Origin of the sequence: Virgibacillus sp. 6R, assembly GCF_001895305.1 — a bacterium.
Classification (GTDB): domain Bacteria; phylum Bacillota; class Bacilli; order Bacillales; family Amphibacillaceae; genus Virgibacillus; species Virgibacillus pantothenticus.
This window is the reverse complement of record NZ_CP017762.1, coordinates 1,692,031-1,716,720: the sequence shown is the minus strand read 5'-3', so window position 1 is coordinate 1,716,720 and position 24,690 is coordinate 1,692,031. Positions and strand designations below refer to the sequence as shown.

Here is a 24,690-nt window from a genome sequence, read left to right as displayed (position 1 = left end):
GCACATTGCAGACAAGGAGGAGCAGACCTTTGATTTTTACGATTACGTTAAATCCTTCAGTAGATATTCAATATCGAGTGGCAGATTTTAAAGAAAATACCGTGAATCGAGTGGCTGATGTGAGTAAAACTGCTGGTGGAAAAGGACTCAATGTTGCAAGGGTTATCCGTCAGCTTGATGAACCGGTTGCTGCTTCTGGCTTACTAGGCGGAAGTTTAGGTGATTTTATTAGCAAAGAACTGAAGCGGTTAGATATTCAAAATGATTTTATGGCTATCGAGGGAGATACCCGAAATTGTATCGCTATCATTCATGACGGAAAACAGACGGAGATTTTAGAAAGTGGACCGGTGATTCAGGAAAAGGAAGCAAACGGATTTTTAACAACGTTTCGGGAGCTAGCCGAACAAGCGAATTGGATCACTGTTTCCGGAAGTTTACCAAAAGGTTTACCTGATGATTACTATCAGGAGATGCTAGCCATTGCAAAAGAAGTTGGTACACCAGTTTTATTAGATACAAAGGGTGACTTACTCGCACGAGCATTGCAAAGTGAGACACCACCTTATCTTATGAAACCAAATCAAGATGAGTTAGCTGATTTACTCGGAAAAGAACCCATTTGTATAGAAGATATTAAAGCAGCTGTTCAGTCTCCATTGTTCGCTGGCGTTGAATGGGTAGTTGTGACATTAGGAGAGCTAGGTGCAGTTGTAAAACATAAGGACAAGGCATACCGCGTACAATCTCCGAAAATAAACGCTGTTAACCCAGTTGGTTCTGGTGATTCTGTTATTGCCGGCTTTGCAACGGGGCTAGCTCGCCAGCTTGGTGGGGAGAAACTAATGAAATTCGGTTTGACGATGGGGGTATTAAACGCTATGGAAGAACAAACTGGCTATATTGATACCTCTAAAATAGTTTGGTGTATGGAACAGATGGAAGTAATGGAAATTTGATAATTTACTTCTTTTTAAAAATGATAGTATGTGATCCATTTTATCGTAGTCAAAATATGTAGACCTGCGGGAGCAATGCAAGCTGAAGAAACCCAGGAAAAATTGACCTTTTCTATCCGTGGAAGCTGATGATACCTACGGAAAGTGAAGTATTTTGCCATAGCGATGATAAGATTTTTTTTTAAAAAAAATACAAACAAGCGAACTATTATACATTGCCCCTGTCAAGTAGATGGTTAAAATAGTGAAAAATGATTTAAATGGCTTTAGCTCTCCATTTCATGGGGCTAAAGCCATTTAATCTATCTTGGATTTCTATCATTATTGTATGGAAGAGCGTTAAAATAAAGCTAACAATTAACCTTACTGTTCCAGAATACCACTTAATTTAACTTCGTAGAATTTTTATCCCGTATATGAGGTGCTGTAAGACTCCCTCTTCAGGAGTTGGATCATCTGTACTGCAACAAGTCTAAGTGAGAGTGCCCTATTTCGATACGCCTTTAAGTCATACCATTACGGTACTAACAAGCCGCGGGGGATGAATGAAAGCCCTCATTGAAGACCTTCACTTTATGACAAATTAAAGAGCGGTGTTGATTTGTTTTTTTCGAAATTGGCTCGGCGTAATGCCAATTTCTTTCTTGAATTTTCTAGTGAAATTAGCAACATCATAATAGCCTACTCGCTTAACGATTTCTTTGATAGATATGGAGGTATCTAATAAGAGGCGTTGGCATTCTTTCATTCTCATCCCCAAAATAATTTGCGTAAATGTGTATCCTGTTTGTTCTTTAATGAAGCGGCTAGTATAGGGTACAGATAAATTGGAATAATCTACCAGTTTTTTTAGACTCAAATTAGGGTTAGTAAACTCTTTTTGCAAATAGTCCATTAACTGACAGAAATGATAACTCTGGGATTCACAGAAATCCTGAAAGCGGAAAAAGTTATTCTGCTTGTCTCCGGAAAACGTAAAAGTGAAGCAGTGAAAAACCTGCTTGAAGGAGAAATTTCTACAGATTGTCCGGCAACTGCGCTAAGAGATAAGGATAATGTAATTGTTATTATTGATGAAGAAGCAGCTTCTTTGCTGGATGAAGAGACGAAAAATAATATTATTTAAACTGAAACAGGCTGGGACAAAACTAAAACAGCTGATTAATAAACGAACAATAAATCGTACTTGTATATACGCAAGTTTTTAGTGTAGTCAAAATATGTAGACTCCTGCGGGAATAGCTCGAGCTGAAGATCCCGCGGGAAAGCGATCTTTGCTTTCCGAGGAAGCTGAGACCTTGCCCGCGGAAAGCGAAATATGTTGACGTAGCGATGATAGGAATTTTTTAAACTCAAACAAACCGAACAATTATAAATGAATTGTTCGGTTTTTGCGTGCGCCCTGCATGGGCGAAAACTTGGTGGTGAAAGTCCACTACAGGCTTGGCAGTAGGAACTGTTAGCGGAAGGCAAGGTGGCTATCGTGAGGTAGTGGCTGAAGGAAGCTGGACGCAAACTCCTGAACTGACGAACAGAAATTAGATAGAAGGCTGAATTAGGTCGGATAAATCTGCGCAACAAGATAAAGTCCAATACTGCCCGAAACCTATACAGTAAATCTAACAGTTACATGGGAGGAAAGTTTTCGCTCTTACCGGGGGAGGTCTTGTGAGGGTGCAGTGGGAGTTGAATGATAACGAATCAGCACAACCAAAGCGGGGACGTTTTGGTGAATCACAAGAAGTCAGCAGAGGTCATAGTAATGTTAACTGACGAAACATGAAGGACCGAACAATAGAAATTTTGAAAGCTCTAGGAGGTGTGGAAGGTGCGACAACTGCAGAAAACAGGAGAATCTGGCTATCGGCAGAGAGATAGTGTGGAACATGAAGGGTATGTCGAAGCGCATAGTACTTTTCATGGTGAACAGAACAATCAAAATGGTGTATCCAATCTGTTTGAAAGAATCCTATCAAGGAACAACTTAAATCAAGCTTACCTTCAAGTAGTCAGAAATAAGGGAGCAGCAGGGATCGACGGTATGACGTACGACCAGCTACTTCCATACTTGAAGGAACACAAGGAGGAACTATTAACCCAGTTACGTCAAGGAAAGTATAAACCGCAACCCGTTCTGCGGGTTGAAATTCCGAAACCAGATGGTGGAAAGAGGAAACTGGGGATTCCCACAGTCATCGATCGAATGCTTCAACAAGCTATCAACCAAGTGTTACAACCGATATTTGAACCAACGTTCTCCGATAATAGTTTTGGGTTTCGTCCAAAACGTAGTGCGCATCATGCCATCATACGGGCGAAATCGTACTACGAACAAGGGTACAAATATGTAGTGGACTTGGATATGAAATCCTACTTCGATACGGTAAATCATGACAAACTCATGTACTTCGTGGAAAAACAGATATCTGATAAGCGAGTGCTTCACTTGATAAGACGATACTTATTAAGTGGAATTATGATTAACGGTATCTTCGAAAAATCAGAACAAGGAACGCCGCAAGGCGGAAACCTATCTCCGTTACTCAGTAATATCTATTTAAATGAACTAGACCAACTATTGGAAAAGCGTGGTCATCGATTCGTTCGTTACGCAGATGATTGTAATATCTATGTGAAAAGTAGAAGAGCAGGATATCGAGTAATGGATAACATTACTACCTTTCTTGAGAGAGATTTGAGTCTAACCGTTAACCGAGAAAAGAGTGCGGTTGGAAGCCCTTTGAAACGGAAGTTTCTTGGCTTCTGTCTATTAGCCACGAAGAATGGGGTTAAAATTCGTCCTCATAACAAAGCGAAAGTGACCGTTCAAGAGAAACTCAAGCGAATCACCAAACGCAATCGTGGGCGGAATCTTGAAGTGATTCTAAAAGAAATCCAGCAACTTATGACAGGGTGGATAAATTACTATGGCATAGGGGAAATGAAAGGATTCATGAAGAATCTAAATGGATGGTTGAAGCGACGAATTAGACAATATATTTGGAAACAGTGGAAAAATCCACGTACGAAAAGAAAGAATCTAATTCATTTAGGCATCGATAAACGTAAAGCTTATGAATGGTCGAATACAAGAAAAGGTTACTGGACTATATCAAGTAGCTATGTACTCCATCGTTCATTGACAGATAAAGAACTGGCGTCGAGAGGATATAAAGATATCGCTCTTCAATACCAGTTCGTACACTCAAACTATTGAACCGCCGTATACGGAACCGTACGTACGGTGGTGTGAGAGGGGCGAAAAGTTATTTAGCTTTTCCCTCTACTCGATTATTTAGTATTTGCTTATGTCCCAGCCTCTTGTTTTTTTCTGAAGTGTTGAACAATGGTTGTACATTCTCCTGATGTCGGGTTTTAAACGTCCTTCCTAATACGAGGAAATAGATTTAAATGTAATCGCTTCCTTTAGTTGCTAAACTTGAATTATAAAAGAAAGGGGAAGTTGATTATGGCTAAAAAAGTATTATTAATTTGTGGTGCAGGGGCATCTTCAGGATTTATGGCTGCGGCAGCAAGAAAAGCTGCAAAGAAAGAGAAAGCCGATATTGAATTCAAAGCGAAAAGTGAATCAGAGGTGCATAACTACTTAAATGAAATCGACTTATTACTAGTAGCACCACATTTAAAATATATGGTGGAAGAAGTGCAGGGAGCCTGTAAGGAAGCGGGTGTCAAAGCAGGTATTATTCCGCAGCGTGTTTATGGTGCTCTAGACGGCAAAGGGCTTGTCAAAGTAGCAAAAGATTATCTTGAAGGTGGTGAGTAATTATGGAAGAAGTAACGAAAGACGAATTAGTATCCATTTCCATGCAGGTCATTCTTCATGCCGGTAATGCACGTGAACTGGTATTTCAAGCGGTAAATAAAGCTTCGGAAGCTGATTTTGAGGAAGCAAATCAATTAATCAAACAAGCGAATGACGAAGTGGGAACTGCTCATCAGGCGCAGACAAATATGCTGCAAAAAGAAGCGGAAGGAATTGATATTCCTTATTCACCATTGTTTGGTCATGCGCAGGATACCTTAATGACCGTGAAGACAGAAATAAATATGATGCAGGAAATGATTAAACTCTATAAAGAACTGAAGGGGTGAAACAAATGGAACGTTTTACAGCTTGGATGACGGACAGTTTTTCACCAAAGGTTAATAAAATTGCGAAGAATCCGTGGGTTGCGGCCATTCAGGACTCCATTTTAGCTGCCATGCCAATGGTATTTATCGGGTCCTTTGCAACGATTCTATCGATTGTAAAAGATTTTTGGGAAGGATTTCCCGATTTCTCGATGATCAGCTCTTTTTCTTTCGGATTATTTTCTCTGTTTTTAGCTTATCTTATTCCGGAAGCTATCATGAAGCGCAAAGGGCATGCAGAGGTTTCGAAGCAGGCTGGGCTTGCTGGTATTGCCTTTTTCCTCTTACTCGTATTTCCGCAGTTTACAGCGGAGGGTATGATTCAATTTGATTTTAATACGCTGGGAACTGGCGGCATGATTGCGGCGCTTGTTTCCGGGATATTCGTAGGATTTATTATGAACCTGTTTTCCAAATGGAAATTCATCGGTGAGGATTCGGCGATTCCCGATTTTGTTGCTGTCTGGTTCAATACGTTAATTCCAATTATCGTGATTTTATTAATTGGATGGCTATTTACTTTCCAATTAGAAATCAGCTTATACAGTTTGGTTAATTCTATCTTTTTACCATTAGTTAATCTGGGTCAAAGCTTTTGGGGATTTGTGATTATCTTCTTTATCGGCTTTGCCTTTCTATACACCTTTGGGATTTCAACATGGGTTATTTATCCTGTTCAATCAGCTATTGCATTGCCGGCTATTGCAGAAAACCAGGCTAATTTTGCTGCTGGTCAGGAAGTAACGAATATTTTCACGGCTGAAGCTGGACAATTATTTTTGATCGGCGGGGGCGGAGCTACTTTGGCTCTATGTATTATGCTTGCCTTTATGGCTAAGTCACAGCGGTTAAAAATGATTGGGAAAGCATCGCTTATTCCATCTATTTTCAATATTAATGAACCGATTGTATTCGGTGCGCCAGTTGCGTTTAATCCGGTTTTGATGATTCCAATGTGGATTAATGGACTGGTAGGTCCGATATTGACCTGGATTGTTTTGAAGGTTGGTCTGGTTCCAATTCCACATGAACCGTTCCAGCTCTGGTATTTACCTGGTCCAATTTTAAACTGGCTTGTCACAGCATCAATTACGGGATTGATTTATTTCTTTGTCATTTTCGCAGCTTCATGGGTTATTTACTATCCATTTTTCAAAATTTACGATAAACAAGCTGTAGAGCAAGATAAAGAATTATTAGAGGAAGGGGAATGATTGAATTGAGAAAAAATAACTACGCAAGCTTTCCGAAAGATTTTCTGTGGGGAGGTGCAATTGCTGCCAGCCAGGCAGATGGTGCGTATCAGGCTGATGGCAAAAAACTAAACAGCTCGGATATACAGCCTTATTTAAAAGGAAAATCAAATGATGAAATTCAACGCTTGGAAAAGCTGGGAATGACTTTAGAAGAAGTAAAGAAAAATATAGCGGATACCGAGCAGTATTTTCCTAAACGTTTTGGAATTGATTTCTATCATACGTATGAAACAGATCTGGAGCTCTTAGCAGAGATGGGATTTAAAACCTTCCGTACGTCGATAGATTGGGCAAGAGTATTTCCAAATGGAGATGAGAAAGAGCCAAACGAAGCAGCACTTGCTCATTATGGCAAAATGATTGATAAAATGAAGTCTTTAGGTATCGAACCTATCATCACGATGCTTCACTATGAAACTCCGATTCATATCACATTGGAATATGGAGGCTGGACCAACAAAGCCGTAATTGACATGTTTGAACGTTATGGAAAAGTATTATTAGATCACTTCGGAGATCGGGTGAAATATTGGATTGTTATTAATCAGGTCAATATGGTGCAGATTGAGCCATTCCTTTCGCTTGGCGTATGCAGTGATCAATATGAACGTAAGGAAGAAGCGGAATATCAGGGCGTATACAATCAATTGGTAGCTTCAGCGAAGATTCGGAAATACGCAAAAACATTGCCGTATAATTTGCAAATTGGCACGATGGTAGCTGACTGTACAGTTTATCCATATTCCTGCAAGCCAGATGATATTATTCTTGCTATGGAGCATAACCGTATGCAGTATTTCTTTACGGATGTGCAATTCCGGGGCAGTATTCCAGTTTATGCAGAAAGTTACTTTGCAGAAAATGATATTCATTTGGATATCACAGATGAAGAGCGGGCATTACTAAAAGAAAACACAATGGATTATCTCGGTATTTCCTATTATTTTTCACAAATGGTGGATGCAGAAAAGAATGTGAACAAAGCAGATTCTATTACGCCGAATCCACATTTAGATGCGAATCCATGGGGCTGGAATGTTGATCCGCAAGGCTTATATAATTCGCTTTCCCAATATTGGGACCGTTATGAAAAACCAATTGTTATCGCTGAAAATGGTTTTGGCATGTATGATGAGTTAGTAGACGGTAAAGTTCATGATGACTATCGCATCGCCTATTTAGGAGATCATATTGAACAGGTTGGACGTGCCATTCAAAACGGGGCAGATGTTATCGGCTATTGTGCATGGGGCCCCATTGATATCGTCAGCTGTTCTTCCCAGCAAATGTCCAAACGTTACGGTTTTATCTACGTTGATCTGGATGATAAAGGAAACGGAACAGGAAAACGAATCAAAAAGGATAGCTTTGATTGGTACAAACAGGTTATTGCAACAAATGGTGCTGAAATATAAGCAGTAATAGAAAAAGGGGTGGCAGGCACTCCTTTTTCTGTATTCTGTATAAGGAATGATTTTATGAACAATATAGAAATACTCTTAGACTATTTAAGAAAACAGGCAGGAGAACATTATGTATCTTCCAGAACATTGGCAGAGGCTTTAAATGTAAGTGATCGTACGGTCCGGAATTATGTGAAAGCAATCAATGAAAAGCATCCGAATCTGATTGAATCCAGTAGATCAGGCTATCGCATCGGAGAAGAAGAAAACAGGCAGGTTCATAAAGATACGAACAGTACCAGTCATGCAAAGAGCAGACGTTTTTATATATTGAGGCGCCTGATTAAAAGATCTGAACGCGGATTGGATTTATTTGATTTAGCAGATACGTTATATGTTTCTGATGCAACGATAAGGTCGGATATGGCTCAGCTTAATCAACTGGTAAACAAGCATGGGTTGCAGATCACCCAGCATCATCATCGGTATTTGTTAAAAGGGAATGAAAAGAGCCGCAGAAAGTTAATGATTGATTTAATTGATTATTCGAAGCCGACCAGTACCTCTTTAGAAGAAGAAATTCAGATGTTTTTAGGAGATATATCCTTGCAGGCATTGATGAAATTGAGTAAAGAAAGCTTTGAAAAATATCATGTACACCCGAATACGTATTTTTTCAAAAATTTTATTCTGCATTTAGCGATAGCTGTAGATCGTGCTTCAGACAATGAACAATTGGAGAAAAGCTCCTATCATGTTGAGAATCGGACTGCTGTCAGCTTTCAAGCAGTGGAAGAAATAGCGGAGCGGCTGTATGAAAATCATCAGATTCGTCTTTCTCAAGCAGATAAAGACGAACTCTCTATCTTATTTGTCGGCCAATCCAACCTGGATAAAACGCTAGTAAATAACTATACCAGTAATGATGTTTCCAGAGCTTTGGATCATGCTATCCAGGAAATAAGCGATGTTTATATGGTGGATTTTGATAATGATTCCTTTAGAAATCGCCTGCTTATCCATATTCAGAATCTCTATAACCGCTTATTGAAAAATAAATATACAAGGAATTTAAGCGTTTTAAATATACGTATCAAGTATCCGATTATCTTTGATATCGCTGTCTATCTGGCATCTGTCTTATCCAATGATCTGGATGTGGAAATCAATGATGATGAGATTGCCTTTCTCGCGCTGCATATCGGCTCTTATCTAAATAGCAGGCCGGAGGAAGATCAAAAAATAAAAACGATTATTATTACCCCTGCTTATCTGTCGCAGCAATCAGATATTCAACAGGTTATTGAAAGAAATTTTGAGGATGATTTGGAAGTGGCCGGAGTCTATGAGGATGTCAGTGAAATAAATGAGCTTCTTTCTCCTGAGTTCGTTATTACCACACAGGATGTTAATCAAGTAGAGAACGCTTTTGCCACGATTCATGCAGAAATCGTAAGTATACATGAATTTATAACGAAGCATGATATCACATTAATCCGGAGAAAAATCGAAGAAATCAAGCATCACAAATATGTCCGCTTTATAAAAAAGAAAATTCCGGAGCTTATCAAAGAGGAATTTTTAATCCATTTTCATGAAACGTTATCTAAGAAACAAATCATGGAGACAATTGCAGATGTATTTCAGCGACATAACTATGTACCGGCGGATTATCTTGAGAAATTAAATCAGCGGGAAAAGATTTCCGCTACTTCTTATCCAAGCGGGGTAGCTATTCCGCATACCATGAAATACGAAGCAGATAAGACAGGTTTAATCATTTTGATACCGGAAGCACCTGTCGATTGGGACAGTAATGAAGTAAAATTAATTATCGGAATGGCGGTAAATAAACAGGACACGCATACATTTAATCAAATTTTCCCACGTATTATTGAACTGGTTGCAGAATCCTATCATGTGAATTACCTGGCTGGAGCGAAAAACCGGGAAGTATTTATTGACCGGCTGATTGAGTTAATGGGAGCTGGGGGATATTTTTTGGAGTAGATTATATATATAAATAAATTGGAAAAAATGTGGTTTAGATATTATAAAAGACAAATTGAAGATTATAAAATATATCAAATAAAAGATTCAAATGGTGAGATAATATACCTTATTAGCGTGGTAATTAAAATGAAAAATGAATTGTTTAGCTTAATTTAAGGTCATAGTATCTCGTAAAATCTTTGATATATACTAAAGATTTTACAAACCGATCAAAATTAATTTCTATGACATTCACTATAGATATAAACATTATGTAGGGGCTTCTGGTGACAATACGGAAGATATGCGGGATGCAATAAAATTAATAGAAGAGAAAAAAGTAAATGAACAAAAGATTGTATCCCATGTATTGGGACACGCATAAGGATATGCCTATTAAATCATTAGATGAAATCATGAAAGATACAAGTGATCCACTTCATGAGATTGTGAAAAAATATGATGGTCTCTGGTCGAAAGAAGCGGAAGATTATGTATTGGCAAATCAGAAGGAGATTCAAGTGTAGTTAAAGAAAGAATATAAAAAATAACACAGTGTGAGCAGAGGCCACTGAAAATCTTATGATTTCTTAGTGGAAGTCAATTTTGTTATAAAATAAGGCGACTCTAATTTCAAATTTTGAAATGGAAGTCGTCTTTTTACTGATTTATGGATTCTATTTTGCTTATTTTTAACCCATTAGTTTCAATATTCGTTTTAGATTTACAGTGAATATTGCCATGGCTCCTTGCATTTCCATGCCAATTAGACCCGAGGATTTTGAAACATCATACCCGTGTCTATGTTTTAATTCACTATTTTTCGCTTCCATTTTATAGCGTTCTTTGGATTTTTCTTTAAAATAATTCGTTTCTTGGAACTTCGCCTGTTCACTATGTTCATCCCATTTGATGCTTACGGAATAACTCTTGCTTTTAGCTTCAGGTTTGTAACAGCCTTCTCTGAACGGACAAACTTTACATTTTTCCACGTCAAAATAATAGGTATCTGTTTGGTTCTTAGCGACTCCTTTCTTTCCTTGACGTGCTTTCCGAATCGCCATATGTCCAGCTTTACAAACATACATTCCTGGCATCTTTATTAAATTCAAACTCATCTTCTTTTTTACGATAACCTTGTGTAATGGCTGGGTTTAATTTCGCTACTAAATCCATGTCATTTTTATGGGTGTATTCTATATTTCCTTTCTCCGAATAAGCTGTATCTCCAATAATTGTTTCTACTTTTATGCGGCTTTCATACTTTTTTCAATTAGTGTTTCTAGTTGTTTTCCATCATTTTTTTCACCGGTTGTAACCGTAGCTGCCGTGATGATACGTTCCTCACTCATCGCTATGTGTGTTTTATACCCGAAAAAAGCGGTATTTACCGTTTTGTGACCAATTCTTGCATCTTCATCTTCAGAAATTCGTAAGTGTTCGATATCATCATTTACAGTTTCCTTTAACAGGTTCAGTTTCTCTTTTACTTTCGGATATCCGGAAATTGTTTCCTCACTTTCAATTACATCCATTAGCATTTGACAGTATTTGATTTCATCTTCCAACTCATTCGTTGTCGATTTGGATGGGAATTTTTTCTTCATGGTTGCATCAATCTCATAAATCGATTTGCGAAGTTTCTTGGAGCGATCCATCAGTATTTCTTTTGGTGATTTTTGATTATAACGTGCTTTCGTATGGCTGGCATCAACAATGATAGAATTGCTTTTTATAATTTCCTTTTCTATGGCAATTTCTACGGTTTTATGGATCAACATATCTAATAAATTTACGTCTTTTAACCGTAATTTACGAAACTTGGTTAACGAACTAGCCTTAATAACGGATTCCTCTGGAGCCATGCCAAGGAAATATTTAAAAGACATATCATATTTAGAACATTCTACAATATCTACATCTGACAAATCAAAGATGGTTTTAAGGAGTAAATATTTAAACATACGAATTGGATTAATTGCATTCCGACCATTCGTATACAGTATTTATCACTTAATTCATCGTACACAAAAGAAAAGTCCACCAATTCATTAAGTCTTCGTAAGAAATTATCCTTTGGAACAACTAAATCATAAATTTCTGAATATGGACTTAACATCAACGACTCTTGTTTTTGAATCATTACTTTTTAATTCTGGACTTGTAACATTAAGCGATTGAATCGAAATCGCATTATCATTTATTTCCAATACGCGGATGCTTTGATCGTCTGGAACAGCATTGGCTTGAACAAATGAACAGTTATCTATCGTTTCAATAGAATCTTTATGATTATGGCCATTTATGTAAATACCATATTCTTTTTTTGTACGTAAAACGTCAAGAATTGGTATCTCGGGCTGGATGGACAACTACGGGAAATTAGAATTTGCTGTTGTATCGTAAACTGGATGATGAGCAAAGAAATAATGGTGAGTTTTTCCTCGCTTTCAGCAATTTCAGCCTCCAGCCATTGTAATTGTTTATTGCTTAGGTAACCACTATAATCTTCGTGATCATGGTCTCGGGCAGTTTCTAGGGAAATGATGTTTACTAGATCTGTTACAATTGAGATATTTTGTTCGCTGTTAGAAATATTTAGAACTGCATCTCTTGAGACACCATATAGGTCAAGGTTTCCAAATGTGTGAATAAAAGGTTTATCGTAATGGCGAATATCTCATAAACCTCTCGTAATTCGTCTTCCTTGCCAAAGTTAGTCAAGTCACCAATGGAAACATAGTAATCAGCATTTATTTAAAAAAGGTATTTAGAAATTTAGCATAAAATGCATCCCTGGATTCTTTTACTTTCTCATTGTGACCAATCATAGATGGATAATGTAAATCTCCAATAAAAGCAATTCTCAACTGTATCCTCTCCTTATTGTTATTACTTTCATTATGCCAGTGAAATATTAACGGAGAATGGAGAGAGTGAGTGTTAAGAATCGTTAAAATAAATCGCAAAGCATAGTACTACATCCTTTTTAAATATTATTTTTATTTAAAGTGAAACAATCGTCAACCTAAGCAAAATACCCCCACAAAAAATAGTGAAAACAAGCAGAAAGATAGCCGCTATTTTCTCAAAAGTGTTCAATGAATCTGCAGTGCCAACAGACTGTAGCTTCCGTTTTGTCATGAAAACAATAATAGCCATCAGTATATTACCGACAACAACTTGTGAAGCAAGCATATAATTCAGTAACTTATCTGCTTTGCCTTTTTTAAATCTATGTTCTTTTGGTATGGAGTTCAACAGATGGCCCCAAAATGGATTGATTAAACTGATCATTAATAAGATCGTAAATACCGGATCTTCGTTAAAAAAAGCTTGAAATCCTTTACCGCTGGTCTGAACAATTAAAACTAAATAAATGATATACATGATTGGCAAAATGATGGTTAAAGAAAGTGTTGCTGTATACCATTTTGTAAGATTGTGCTGTGCTTCCACTATGCTTTCCCCTTTTTCAATGAATAATCTAAATAACCCCGATAAAGCAAGTCCAGAATAGAAAATAATCCAATAAACGATCGATGCTCAAACCCGTAAAACCTTCCTAGTTTGGTTGATTCGAAGTATATGTTGTAGGTACAGAGCTCAGCAAGTTTATTATTGCGAAGGCTTGTAATAGATAGTGTTGGAATGCCTAAGATAGATAGCTGTTTGATTGTATCCATTTGATGGGTTAAATCTCCGCTTAATGAAATAATAATAACCAGGTCCCGTTTATTCATACGGGAAAGGATAACATCAAATTCACGCTCAGCTGGAATAATAAATAGTTGTTTGTCACAAGACATCAGATTCCGGGCCAATTCTTCCAGGACGTTTTTTTGTCCCCATCCAGTTGCAAATCCATACAACGTATCTGCAGAATAGATTTGTTCATAGATAGGATCCGTTTGAATGTTATGGAACATTTTCCGGCTTTTTTCAAATTCATTTAATTGAATTTCAAACAAATCCGTATTCGGTTGATTATCAGTTATTTCCAGTTCTGACTTTAAGCTGTATTTAAATTCACTATATCCACTGAACCCAAGCTTTTGGGTCATTCGTAATATAGAAGATTTAGACATTGCGCATGTTTTGGCAAGCTCTAAAATGCTCATCTGGCTGCATTCTTCTATATGATGGAGGACATAGTTTAATGTATCTATATCGCTTTCAGATAACTTATCAAAATGTTTATTTATTAAATCCTTAATCAAAATGAAAGACCTCCTGCTGTTTCATAATATTATCTATTATAGAACAGAAGCTTTCTTTAGAAAAAGTAAAATCAGGCTAATGCCAAGATTATATAGAATTGGCATTAGCCTGGGGAGCAATTAATTAATGCAATTCTGGCCAAAATTCCTTATTTGCTTCAATCAATTCGTCTAGAATTTGTTTGGCTACTTCGGCGTTGGGTACTGTTTTGGAAACTGTAAGAGCCTGCCACAATTTCTGATAAGATTTTTCAATATATGCTTCAACTACTAACTTTTCAACCGATACCTGCTGCTCCATTAACCCTTTCTGGAATTGTGGAATATTACCTTGTGCAAGCGGTTCATAACCGTTGGAACCAACCAGGCAAGGAACTTCTACCATGGCTGTTTCATCGAAGTTATTGATTGCGCCTTTATTTTCTACGATTAATAGCATTCTTTCGTGAGTGTTATATGCAATGGCACGAGCGAGATCTACAATATAAGAAGCATGATCACCAGCTTTTAAGGTAGTTCCCTCTGAAGTACCAGCCTCTACAATGCGATTACATTCGGAAAAGACGTTCTTTTCTCTGCCTTCCATAACCATATTGGCACGGGTGTGATTTTTATCAGAATGCGCTACTTCCTGATCTCCATACAAATAATATTTCAAATACGTGTTTGGCAACGTCTCTGAATCCAATGCTTGTACATCTTTTGCCGCCTGAAATGTGTGCTGCCAGCTTGTATCACTGTGTTGCCCTACATCATAGCCGTGCTCTTTAACGTATTCAATAATGCGCGGTTTTAAATCATTGCCGTCTTTATCACGAATGTCTGTCCACCAGCCAAAGTGGTTCAGGCCATAGTATCTGACGTCCATTTCTTTTCGTGATTCCAAGCCAATCACTTTTGCCATTCTGCTCTCAATGCCAATTGGCATGTCGCAAATATTAAGGATTTTAGAGTTTGGACGTAATCTTCTGGTTGCTTCTGCGACGATTGCTGCCGGGTTGGAATAGTTCAGCATCCAGGCTTCTGGTGAATATTTTTCCATATAATCTAAGATTTCCAGAACGCCGGTGATGGAACGCATACCATAGGCAATCCCGCCGGGGCCACATGTCTCTTGGCCAACAACGTTATATTTTAATGGGATTTTTTCATCTTTTTCACGCATGGCATATTTACCAACCCGGATATGTGCCATGACAAAATCAATATCTGAAAATCCTTCCTCCGGGTCAGTTGTTGCTGTAAAACTTACTTCCGGCGCCATTTCTTTAACAATGATTTCACAAGCATCTGCTACAATGTTTTGGCGTTCTTTATCATTATCATATAATTTTAATTGACGCAGCGGGAACTTATCCATGTTATTTAACAATAACATGACAATTCCTGGCGTATAAGTACTTCCCCCACCTGCTATAGTTACGGAAAATTTTTTCATTCTAATCTCTCCCTTTTTCTTCATGGTTTCTTAGTAAATCAAATTGCTCTCTAACCTGTGGCACCGATAAGCCTACAATGACTTGGAAAGCTGTCCCGTTTCGAACAACACCATGTGCTCCACCAGATTGGAAGGCGCTGTCAGCCTGTACCTTTTCAACATCTTTTACACTGACACGCAGTCTGGTTGCGCAGTTTGCAGCAGAAGCGATATTTTCACTGCCTCCGAAGGCCTTTAAGAAAGTCTGCGCTTGGTCGGTATATTGATTAGCTCCCTCTATAGCAACGTAATTTGTTTCTTTTTCACTTGCTTTTTTCGCTTTATAATCTTTTTTTAAATATAATTTTGCTTCTTCGTCGACTGCTTCTCTGCCTGGTGTTTTTAAATTAAATTTGTTAATCAGGAAGCGGAAGACTAGGAAATAAATTAATGTAAAACTTAATCCGACTGCAAATTGTATAAGATAGGTATCCCAGTGATTATTAAATAAAGGTATCCAGTTCTTAGACATCATTGATAATGCACCACCACCAAAGTCTCCAACTACTCCGAGAGCATACATGGTGGTTGACATGGTTGCTGCAATCAAAGCGTGCACAACAAATAGAACAGGAGCCAGGAATAGGAATGTAAACTCTAAAGGTTCCGTAATACCGGCCAATACTGCAGTTAATGTAATTGGGATAAGTAATGCTGCTACCTTTTTGCGGTTTTCTTTTCTGGCAGTGTAATAGAATGCCAATGCAATTCCAGGGGCTGCGAATACTTTTGAGTTACCATGAAGTGCGAAACCGCCTTCAGGAAATAGTGTTTTTAATGGCTCTGTAGATTGGGCAAATACAACCATATTTTCTGCCCACACTCTTTGCAGGCCGCCTTCAACAATTGCTGGACCAAAGTTAAATGGGACATAAACAAAATGATGCAGTCCTGTCGGGATTAAAAGCCTCTCAAGGAAAATATAGATCCAGACACCGAATGTACCAGAAGTTGCCATAAATCCTTGCAAAGAGGCAATGCCACTTTGTACGATTGGCCATAACCATGAAGTCAATACTGCAAATGGTATCATGACAAAGAACCCAAGTATAACGATGTAGGCAGAACCTTGGAAAATACCTAACCAGTCTGGCAATTTTTTCTCAAAGTATCTATCATGCAGCCACACAACAATTAAAGCAACGAGTATAGCTCCTAAAATATTGGTATCCAACGTCTTGATACCTGCAATCATTTTTAGCCCGCTATCACCACCGACTTCCTGCGAGAAATCAACACCGAATGTTAGACCGAATTGTTGCAGCAGCATTGATACAAAGTAATTAAAAGTTAAGTAAATAACTAAAGCTTCCATGGCAGCCCTTCCACTTGCTTTTTTGGCAAGGCCAATAGAAAGACCGATAAGAAAAAGTAGTTCCATTTGATTGAATATCGTCCAGGCCCCTTCTTCTAAAACGGACCAGATACTATACCAAAGTGTGCCTTCTGATGCGATATCTCCAACGATTAATGGATTTTTCATGATGATTGTAAAGGCGACTGATATACCCGCAAAAGCAAATAATGAAACCGGGGTAAACATTGCTCCGCCAAAACGCTGAAGTTTTTCCATCATAATCCGTAACACCTCTCTTTTCTTACAATTTATAATTTCACTAAACATAAGGAAATTATTGCATGCTGATGAAGCGGTTTCAATAGGATGGACTGTTTTTGGTATATTAGTCAGGGATAGGGAAGATTCCCGTGATCGAGGGAAAATTCCCAAAGAGATTTAATTTGTTAGAGTAAAATGTTTATGGGAAAACATGAGGTCAGCAAGCGGAGCGCGATAGTTGTTTTAAGGCATTTTTAATGAAAAAAGAACCTTCTTTTGTATAGTTAAGTTTCCTACAACAACAACTATAGAAAGAGGTCCTCAAATGAAAGGTATCATATCTACGCTAACAATGAAAGAATTAGAGAAAATTACATACCGTGCTTTGCAGGAAAGTTTTTTCCAGGTGATGGCACAGACTCTTAAAGAATTAGATGAGGCGATTGCTTCAGGAAGAGATAAAAAAAGGTTTTATCTAAAGCGAACTCTCAAGTTTGAATCTGTTTTTGGTCAGGTGGAACTGAAAAGAAATTATTATCGAGATATAGAAACTGGAAAGTACGTTTATTTATTGGATCAATATTTGGCTTTTGACGGTACAAAAGGTATGAGTCCAGTGGTGCAGGATTTAGCTATTGAACTGGCTGTGACAGGCGTTTCCTATAGACAGGCTGGTAAAGCAATGGAGAAGCTTTTGGGCTACCCCGTAATCTAAACGTCAACGACTTTTAAATACTGAAGTAGTTCCAGAAGAATCCGTATCACTAGAAAATGATGTTGTGTTTGTGGAGGTTGATGGACTTTATACAAAAAGTCAGGAGAAAAAGAAAAAAGGAAGGGAAATAAAGATTGCTAGTGTGCACCAGGGCTGGGAAATGAATGCCAAAAGGGCTAATAATCAGATCGCGACGGAGGCTGTAAAAAAAGCCGATCGAGTGATTGCACCTTCAACAGAAGCAGAGAAGTTTTTGACTGCAAAGGAGATGTATGTTTACTTCGATTTAGCTGCATATCCTTTTTTTCAAAAGCTACAACAAATTATCGAGGCAGATGTTAAGAAAAAAGGTGTTTTACGCTTGCACCGTGCAATGAAACAGCAAGCATTTTTCTCAGTTTGTAAAGAAGATATCTTAGTTTTTACCTATCTTTTTGGAGAAGTGTGTAACTTACATGTGAAGCACAGTAACTACTTTAAACAGGCACACACTATTATTATGGTGCAATTCACCACTGGAGCCATTGCTCACTTGGAATATACTACAACCAATTATGAGAAGTTGACGTTTGATTGGAGTGGAGACAGGATGATTGCAGAATTTGATAGCAATGAGATGGCACCAATAAAAACGACCGCTTCTCTAGATTCTTCCGTATCCCTTTACCATACGATTGATACTGTTCTTAGTTCTTGTAAGCAGTTAAATAGTACACTACAAAATAAAATGAATAACTTGGAAAATCAATTAAAGAAAGCAGGTTGGAGTCTATGAAGATAGGTATAATGAGTATGGCTCATATGCATGCACATAGTTATATAAAAGCGTTAAAAGCAATTCCTAATGTAGAAGTGGCTGGTATTTTTGATGACAATCAACAGAGGGGCAGTGAGATAGGAACTAGTATTAGACTTCAATAAAGCGTAGGGTGAGTGTGGAACGAAGAACTGTATAAAGCCTACAAGTTGCAATTTCATGAATGACTATTCAAGAAGGACATTTTGATTTCTAAGCATAAGAAAAAAACTTTATAGGCGCGTTTAGGAAAGATTGTTGTTTAGGGAAAAATTACATATCTGATAACAATTAGATTCAATCACTCATTTTATCTTCAGGAAACCAGGGCAGAAATGTTTTTTTACCTGGTTTTTTAGCCTGGATAGGCCTAATTTGTTGTAAAGTGACTGTAATAGTACACTATTAGGATGGAATTCTAACATTTTTTAACTTACAAATGTGTGGTCTAACTCCACCGTCTTTAGACGGTATCCGCTTTTAGCCGAAAGTTAATTTTGGTTGTCAAAAAGTCCGTAGGTACAAGAAATCTATCTTTTAATAATGTAAACTCTTGTTAAATATCCTGTTATTGTAATGGAAAGTAGTTATAAATGTAGAGAATAGTATGTTGCTTATTTTAAAAGAATGAGCTGGGTGCTATTTACGGATACTAATTTTTTATAAATATCAAACTAACTTTAAAGGGAGGATCCTTCATTATTTTCAGATATAATGTGGGGTAGCTTAGGGATTATACTAATTACCGCCGTATTTCTTACAATTAGAAAAAGAAAACGGGCTGGAGTCACGGGATTTAAAAGTGCACTTACACCGATTTGTTTCTTTTTGATAGCATTTGCGAATATATTGGCATATTTCTTTGGATTTATGGGGTTACTTAGCTGGTTGATTAGTGTTCTTCTGTTTATTTTAGCTGCACATTTTACAAAATTTTTACCAGTAGCGACGAACTAAGCCCTCTTTGATTTATGGTTAAAATAACAGACGTGAGAAATAAATAACAGCTGTTACAGTAATGGTACTAAATACAGTGGAAAATAAAACAATTTGTGCTGCAAAGGTTGGGTGATTATTGTATTCTTGTGCAATATCGGAGCTGTTTACTGCTGTTGGCATCGCGGATGCAATAAATAGAGCTTGTGCTACAAGTCCGTCCATTTGCAGTAAAAATATAATACCTAGAGCGACAAGCGGGCCGAGAACGAGGCGGAGAGCTAAGCTTACATAAACGGTTGGCAAAACTGCGCTCAGACGAAGCTGGGCTACTTGAGCACCCAAAGTGAGTAAGGCCATGGCAACCATTGCATCAGCAATATAATTAGCCGGAACCCATACAAAAGAGGGAATGGAAACTTCCGTAATATTTAACAAGATACCCGCTAACATGGCATATAGCACAGGCATTTTAAAATAGCTTAAGAGTGCTCGTAGTTTGCCGATTTGAATCGACTGTAATGAAAAAATGCCATAAGAAAATAGTAGGATATTTTGAAAAGTCAAGATAATAACTTGAATGGACATGGCCAATGGATCACTTTTAAAAACTAAATCGTTCACAGGAACACCATAATTACCAGAATTAAAGAAAAGGATGCTGTTGGAAAAGGTAGTTGCTTTCCCTTTATCAAAACCGATAAGACGTGTGGTAATTGTTGCTATTATATAGAGTATGACAATTAATAAAATAAAAAACACTAAAATTTGCAGTAAAAGCTGACCTGAAAAAGTTGTATCATACAGTTTAACAAAAATAAACCCAGGTACAAGAAAATAAATATTGAGTCTTGCAAGCGTTTGTAAATCAAGGTCAAATTTCCGTTGCAAGAAAAAGCCTATCCCCATAATCATAAAAACAGGTAAGATAACATCTTTTAATATAATTAGAAATTCTTCCAAACCCTTTCTCCTTTCATTGCCTAATATAATTCATAGATACTCAATTACGACATATTTCCTTTAATTAAAATCAATAAAACGGTTTTTTCCATTTCATATGTACATGACACTCTATTTCCCAAATTCAAATAAAGCGGTAAAGTGAAACTTCATTCAGTAGGTTTTTACTAGCAACTCGGACTGAATGTCTAGTAGCACAAGAATACGACCTAAAGGCCCTTGAACGAATGGCTTTAGGTGCTGTTAACTCCTACTTTGACTTGTTTTATATTATCTCCCACTTTTGACATCAGGACCTTACATGCGGGGTAAGTAGATATTAGTGGCTTTGCTTGGTTTGGATTAAAAATATCTCCTCGCTTTCCTTTCTTTTTAAGGGTGTAAAGATTTCTATGTATAGAAAGAAAAATAATTTTGTAGTGATAAAACAATCCATTTACAGGCTTGAAATTAACCGTATTTCCTCGATTGTAAGCAATTATTGCACTGGAAACAGTCGTTGTCAACTTCTCATGGAAATTTATATCAAGTTATACTTCAAAGGATATTTATAATCATTCATCATGCTTGTCTACTAAAAAGTGAATGATAAGACTGTAAAATTACCCAGAGAAAGTGCATAATGGAATCAACAGAAATGGGTGATGGGGGAGGAATTACAATGAGTTTCAATTGGAGCGAGGAAGCGGAAAAGCAATGGGATGAGCGGGCAGATTCTTGGAATGAACGCAGTAAAAACATGTGGGAGTCAGGCAGTAGGAGTGGCATTATCCCTTTTCTAACCCAATATATGAGTCAAGATCATCATATACTGGACATTGGTTGTGGTGACGGATATGGGGCTTTTAAATTATATGAGCAAGGTTATCAAGTGACGGCGCTGGATATTTCCTCTGTAATGGTTCAATATGCAAAGCAGCAGCTTCCTAATGGTATAATTGTTATGCAAGGAGATGCACAACAACTTCCATTTTCTACTGATACATTTGAGGCAGTAATGGCAATTAATGTTTTAGAATGGACAGAAAAACCTAAGCAGACCTTACAAGAATGGAAGCGAGTAGTAAAAGCAGGTGGCTATTTATGTGTAGGGGTTTTAGGACCTACTGCTGGTCCGCGTGTAAATAGCTATCCACGTTTACATGGAAAAACAGTGATTTGTAATACGATGATGCCTTGGGAATTTCAACAGTTATGTTTAGAGTTGAATTTACAGTATGTGGATGGATATGGTGTGCTTAAGCAAGGTGTAACCAAAGACATGTATGAGCGTTTACCGCTTGAATTACAACAATCCGTATCTTTTTCATGGATATTTATGTTAAGAAATGGTGGTTGAGCTTTATGAATGACAAAGATAAAATAATCATTGATAATTACCAGCAAAATGAAAAAATGATGATTCTTGTATTTGCTCAGTGGTGTGTAAACAATGACTTAGACCCGTTAGAGGTTTATTACAAAGCATATCCCCATCAGCAGCAAAACAAGGTTCTTGAAGAAATGACGGAGCAGACAGTAGCAAAAGAGGAAGCCGATTTTATTGCAACAGAAACGGTTCTTCAAGCGCTACAGTTATTTGGTAACGACGATTTAGCGTTTACCGTACAAGAGGAAGCAGAGAATTTTATAAAAAGATCACATAAATAGACGATGCTTTCAAGTAAGAAGTTATCTGTACGGATAACTTCTTACTTTTTAGTGTTGATAAAAACTGCTTAAGAAGCGCATTCTTTTATCTCGTATATAAGACGCTGTAAGACTCCCACTTCAGGAGTTTGGATAACCTGTACAGCAACAAGCCTAAGTGGGAGATAACAGCACCTAAATGCCCGATCCGTTCATCTAACAATCAGTGGGGGATGAATGAAAACCCCCACTGATTGAAGAATCACTTTATGGGCACACATATTTCGCAATGAGGATTACTAAACATATCACCAGTATATCTTTCCAAAATGGGTCTGTTTTCTATTTGATATCCCTTAACCTTTAAGTCTGGAAAAATCGTCGTGTACGCTGTTGCAATATCTGCAGCTGTATGTTTGATTTCGTAAACAACGTATTTCCCGCCAGAAAGTTTACGTTCGTTAATGGAATCGTCCATTATTTGGTATTCATCAGAGATTACAATACAAGCATCAAATCGACAGTTTTCAGGTGAAGTTATGTCTGGGTTATCCTGAGGAATAGCAAAAATAGTCGCCGATAGAAGGAGTTTCTTTTCAGCAGCCCATTTTTTTAACCTTTCCATTACTTTGACGTTTTCAGGACCATATGGACCAGTTCGTCGCATAAAAGCAATGCGCAAACTGGGAATAATTTCAATTTTTGATTTCATTCATGTTCCTTCTTTCTCTCTTTTTTGTGGTACATTTCAATCGTAGCATGCTTTAAAATGAATTACCGTATATTTTTTAAAATTTTTAAAAAATAGGTAATCAAAAAAGAAGAGGAACACATAATATCATGTATTATCCCTTCTCATTTGAAATGCTTTTCGTTCCTCAACTATTGCTGTGTAGAAATCAATTTTATTAATGCTTGCGTGCCACTGTCAGCTTCTCCGTTTGCTTCGAGCTCTTGGTAAAGCCTTAACGATAACGCTAATCCTGGTGTGGAAAGACCAAGCTCTTCAGCTGATTCCAATGCAATTTTCATATCTTTAATAAAATGTTTGACGTAAAATCCAGGAGCGTAGTCTCCTTTTATCATACGTGGTGCCAGATTGGAAAGAGACCAACTGCCTGCTGCTCCAGCGGTGATACTATCTAGAACTCGTTCAGGGTCAAGACCTGTCTTTTTGGCATAGGCAATGGCTTCACAGACACCAATCATATTTGAAGCAATCGTGATTTGGTTCGCTAATTTCGTATGTTGCCCAGCACCAGCTTCCCCCTGTAAAATGATGTTATCTCCCATTGTTTGAAATAATTCGAGCACATCATGAAATGCTTGCTCCTGACCACCAACCATAATTGTCAGCTTGCCATTTTTTGCACCAATATCTCCACCAGAAACAGGCGCATCTAATGCAAGGCAGCCTTTCTTTTCAGCTTCTTTCGCTATTTGTATTGCTAGCTTAGGCTTAGATGTCGTCATATCAATAAAGTAAGACCCTTTGGAAGCATTTTTTAAAATGCCTTGATCACTGAAATAAACTTCTTCCACATCACTTGGGTACCCAACCATCGTAATAATGACGGTACATTTTTTTGCTAAATCAGCAATAGAATCTTCCCAATCTGCGCCAGCGCTAATTAAAGCTTCGGCTTTTTGTTTTGTTCGTGTATAAATGGACACGCTATAGCCTGCATGCATGATTCGCTTTGCCATACTGGATCCCATGACGCCAGTTCCTATGAATCCAATTCGAGCATCTTTTGTAAGCAAATAACATTCTCCTCTCTTGAACTTATATATTATGTTCATTCGACAAAAGAAGAGAAAGTCCTGTTATACTAAACAAAAAAGAAATGGAGGAGGTGGGGTTATATGGAATGGCTACATAAATCGTTCCATGAACTGCATCAAATGGAAATATACGCACTATTCAAAGCAAGAGTAGATGTGTTTGTTGTTGAACAGCAATGTGCTTATCCAGAAGTAGATGAATTCGATTTGCAGGCTACACATATTTGGTTGCATGATAATCAAAAAATGGTAGCATATGCTCGGATTCTTCCTGCTAATAGTAAATATCAAGAAGTATCTATTGGGCGAGTGTTGGTAACGAATAATTATCGGGGAAAAGGATATGGAAAGCAATTAATGAAACAAGCTATCCATTATGCAGCTAACCATTTTAAAAGTAATATCAAAATTCAAGCCCAACAGTATTTATCAGCGTTTTACGAATCATTTGGTTTCAAGCAAATTTCACCTGCTTATTTAGAAGATGGAATTTGGCATATTGACATGATTTGGGATAAAATGGACTATAAACGTTGATATATCAGTGTTTATAGTCTCCGATTTATGAAATTCATACGAAAAAACAACAAAAAGTCACATTTATTTTTAAAACATAATTTTTTGAAGTAATTCATCGAATTTCCATCTTATTTTTTCGGAGGCGTTTTCTTTCATTTTTTTAGTGACGTGCGTTTATATTTCTAATGTTGTTTTCGGTTCATTGTGTCCGACTCGGTACATGATTGTTGGCAAGTCCGCTTCTGCCTCTTCAACATACTTATATGTGTATGTCTAAAAATATGTGATGTTGCATGTCGTTCTATTTTAGCTAATTGCAAAATACGC

General features: G+C 37.4%; 25 protein-coding genes and 1 pseudogene. 16 read left to right on the top strand and 10 right to left on the bottom strand.

Annotation, left to right across the window (positions count from 1 at the left end; genetic code table 11):
* The first annotated feature begins 29 nt into the window (after window positions 1–29).
* On the top strand, window positions 30–959 hold the full coding sequence (locus BKP57_RS07895; protein WP_072741306.1) for a hexose kinase: 930 nt from the start codon (window positions 30–32) through the stop codon (window positions 957–959).
* Window positions 960–1,542: 583 nt separating this feature from the next.
* On the opposite strand, the gene BKP57_RS07890 is transcribed toward BKP57_RS07895, so the two are convergent.
* Entirely contained in the window at window positions 1,543–1,854 is a 312-nt protein-coding gene (locus BKP57_RS07890) for a helix-turn-helix domain-containing protein (protein ID WP_072741305.1), read from the bottom strand.
* Between the two features lie 12 nt (window positions 1,855–1,866).
* Here BKP57_RS07890 and BKP57_RS07885 point away from each other — a divergent pair, with 12 nt between their 5' ends.
* From BKP57_RS07885 to BKP57_RS07850, 8 genes are all read left to right on the top strand, one after another.
* Window positions 1,867–2,085 carry a 6-phosphogluconolactonase gene (locus tag BKP57_RS07885; RefSeq protein WP_072741304.1) on the top strand — a complete coding sequence of 73 codons (219 nt, stop codon included), beginning with the start codon at window positions 1,867–1,869 and terminating at the stop codon, window positions 2,083–2,085.
* A 702-nt stretch (window positions 2,086–2,787) separates the two neighbouring features.
* Window positions 2,788–4,176 carry a group II intron reverse transcriptase/maturase gene (gene ltrA / locus BKP57_RS07880; protein WP_072740903.1) on the top strand — a complete coding sequence of 463 codons (1,389 nt, stop codon included), beginning with the start codon at window positions 2,788–2,790 and terminating at the stop codon, window positions 4,174–4,176.
* 252 nt (window positions 4,177–4,428) lie between these two features.
* Window positions 4,429–4,746, top strand: coding sequence for a PTS sugar transporter subunit IIB (locus BKP57_RS07875; protein WP_050351072.1), 318 nt, complete (start codon window positions 4,429–4,431; stop codon window positions 4,744–4,746).
* Window positions 4,747–4,748: 2 nt separating this feature from the next.
* Window positions 4,749–5,075, top strand: coding sequence for a PTS lactose/cellobiose transporter subunit IIA (locus BKP57_RS07870; RefSeq protein WP_050351073.1), 327 nt, complete (start codon window positions 4,749–4,751; stop codon window positions 5,073–5,075).
* 5 nt (window positions 5,076–5,080) lie between these two features.
* Entirely contained in the window at window positions 5,081–6,328 is a 1,248-nt protein-coding gene (locus BKP57_RS07865) for a PTS sugar transporter subunit IIC (protein ID WP_072741303.1), read from the top strand.
* On the top strand, window positions 6,325–7,785 hold the full coding sequence (locus BKP57_RS07860; protein ID WP_072741302.1) for a glycoside hydrolase family 1 protein: 1,461 nt from the start codon (window positions 6,325–6,327) through the stop codon (window positions 7,783–7,785). The genes BKP57_RS07865 and BKP57_RS07860 overlap by 4 nt, the downstream gene beginning before the upstream one ends.
* A gap of 63 nt (window positions 7,786–7,848) precedes the next feature.
* Window positions 7,849–9,783 (top strand): BglG family transcription antiterminator, encoded by a 1,935-nt coding sequence (locus tag BKP57_RS07855; RefSeq protein ID WP_072741301.1) that lies wholly within the window; start codon window positions 7,849–7,851, stop codon window positions 9,781–9,783.
* A gap of 347 nt (window positions 9,784–10,130) precedes the next feature.
* Window positions 10,131–10,292: a hypothetical protein gene (locus BKP57_RS07850; protein ID WP_156875298.1), complete on the top strand. Its 162-nt coding sequence runs from the start codon at window positions 10,131–10,133 to the stop codon at window positions 10,290–10,292.
* Window positions 10,293–10,457: 165 nt separating this feature from the next.
* On the opposite strand, the pseudogene BKP57_RS07845 reads toward BKP57_RS07850, so the two are convergent.
* The 6 genes and pseudogenes from BKP57_RS07845 to BKP57_RS07825 all read right to left on the bottom strand — a co-directional run bounded on the left by BKP57_RS07845 (window position 10,458) and on the right by BKP57_RS07825 (window position 17,038).
* Window positions 10,458–11,908: pseudogene (locus tag BKP57_RS07845) on the bottom strand (IS1182 family transposase).
* Window positions 11,856–12,137 carry a hypothetical protein gene (locus BKP57_RS21680; RefSeq protein WP_083547222.1) on the bottom strand — a complete coding sequence of 94 codons (282 nt, stop codon included), beginning with the start codon at window positions 12,135–12,137 and terminating at the stop codon, window positions 11,856–11,858. Before BKP57_RS21680 ends, BKP57_RS07845 begins: the two are co-directional and overlap by 53 nt.
* A gap of 634 nt (window positions 12,138–12,771) precedes the next feature.
* The gene (locus BKP57_RS07840; RefSeq protein WP_050351078.1) at window positions 12,772–13,224 is read right to left on the bottom strand and encodes a hypothetical protein; all 453 of its coding nucleotides are present in this window, start codon (window positions 13,222–13,224) and stop codon (window positions 12,772–12,774) included.
* Window positions 13,224–13,985 (bottom strand): MurR/RpiR family transcriptional regulator, encoded by a 762-nt coding sequence (locus tag BKP57_RS07835; protein ID WP_050351079.1) that lies wholly within the window; start codon window positions 13,983–13,985, stop codon window positions 13,224–13,226. Before BKP57_RS07835 ends, BKP57_RS07840 begins: the two co-directional genes overlap by 1 nt.
* A 124-nt stretch (window positions 13,986–14,109) precedes the next feature.
* Window positions 14,110–15,429, bottom strand: a complete 1,320-nt coding sequence (locus tag BKP57_RS07830; protein ID WP_213406736.1) for a 6-phospho-alpha-glucosidase — start codon at window positions 15,427–15,429, stop codon at window positions 14,110–14,112.
* Window positions 15,425–17,038 (bottom strand): alpha-glucoside-specific PTS transporter subunit IIBC, encoded by a 1,614-nt coding sequence (locus BKP57_RS07825; RefSeq protein ID WP_072741297.1) that lies wholly within the window; start codon window positions 17,036–17,038, stop codon window positions 15,425–15,427. The genes BKP57_RS07830 and BKP57_RS07825 overlap by 5 nt, the downstream gene beginning before the upstream one ends.
* 307 nt (window positions 17,039–17,345) lie before the next feature.
* On the opposite strand from BKP57_RS07825, the gene BKP57_RS07820 reads away from it, so the two are divergent.
* From BKP57_RS07820 to BKP57_RS07810, 4 genes are all read left to right on the top strand, one after another.
* Window positions 17,346–17,735, top strand: a complete 390-nt coding sequence (locus BKP57_RS07820) for a UPF0236 family transposase-like protein (RefSeq protein ID WP_072741296.1) — start codon at window positions 17,346–17,348, stop codon at window positions 17,733–17,735.
* Between the two features lie 70 nt (window positions 17,736–17,805).
* Window positions 17,806–18,510, top strand: a complete 705-nt coding sequence (locus tag BKP57_RS07815; protein ID WP_050351083.1) for a hypothetical protein — start codon at window positions 17,806–17,808, stop codon at window positions 18,508–18,510.
* On the top strand, window positions 18,507–18,656 hold the full coding sequence (locus BKP57_RS22015) for a hypothetical protein (RefSeq protein WP_156875297.1): 150 nt from the start codon (window positions 18,507–18,509) through the stop codon (window positions 18,654–18,656). The genes BKP57_RS07815 and BKP57_RS22015 overlap by 4 nt, the downstream gene beginning before the upstream one ends.
* Before the next feature lie 589 nt (window positions 18,657–19,245).
* Window positions 19,246–19,488, top strand: coding sequence for a hypothetical protein (locus BKP57_RS07810; protein WP_083547221.1), 243 nt, complete (start codon window positions 19,246–19,248; stop codon window positions 19,486–19,488).
* An 18-nt stretch (window positions 19,489–19,506) separates the two neighbouring features.
* On the opposite strand, the gene BKP57_RS07805 is transcribed toward BKP57_RS07810, so the two are convergent.
* On the bottom strand, window positions 19,507–20,430 hold the full coding sequence (locus BKP57_RS07805) for an AEC family transporter (protein WP_072741294.1): 924 nt from the start codon (window positions 20,428–20,430) through the stop codon (window positions 19,507–19,509).
* A gap of 661 nt (window positions 20,431–21,091) precedes the next feature.
* Here BKP57_RS07805 and BKP57_RS07800 point away from each other — a divergent pair.
* Window positions 21,092–21,769 (top strand): class I SAM-dependent methyltransferase, encoded by a 678-nt coding sequence (locus BKP57_RS07800; RefSeq protein ID WP_373314185.1) that lies wholly within the window; start codon window positions 21,092–21,094, stop codon window positions 21,767–21,769.
* 5 nt (window positions 21,770–21,774) lie between these two features.
* On the top strand, window positions 21,775–22,080 hold the full coding sequence (locus tag BKP57_RS07795) for a hypothetical protein (RefSeq protein WP_050351085.1): 306 nt from the start codon (window positions 21,775–21,777) through the stop codon (window positions 22,078–22,080).
* Between the two features lie 241 nt (window positions 22,081–22,321).
* On the opposite strand, the gene BKP57_RS07790 is transcribed toward BKP57_RS07795, so the two are convergent.
* Both BKP57_RS07790 and BKP57_RS07785 read right to left on the bottom strand, forming a co-directional pair.
* Window positions 22,322–22,771, bottom strand: coding sequence for an AraC family transcriptional regulator (locus tag BKP57_RS07790; protein ID WP_072741293.1), 450 nt, complete (start codon window positions 22,769–22,771; stop codon window positions 22,322–22,324).
* Window positions 22,772–22,941: 170 nt separating this feature from the next.
* Window positions 22,942–23,823 (bottom strand): NAD(P)-dependent oxidoreductase, encoded by an 882-nt coding sequence (locus BKP57_RS07785; protein ID WP_232231362.1) that lies wholly within the window; start codon window positions 23,821–23,823, stop codon window positions 22,942–22,944.
* Window positions 23,824–23,925: 102 nt separating this feature from the next.
* Between BKP57_RS07785 and BKP57_RS07780 the strand changes: the two genes are divergently transcribed.
* A complete protein-coding gene (locus BKP57_RS07780; RefSeq protein WP_072741292.1) occupies window positions 23,926–24,381 on the top strand; it encodes a GNAT family N-acetyltransferase in 456 nt (151 codons plus the stop codon).
* Window positions 24,382–24,690: the final 309 nt, after the last annotated feature.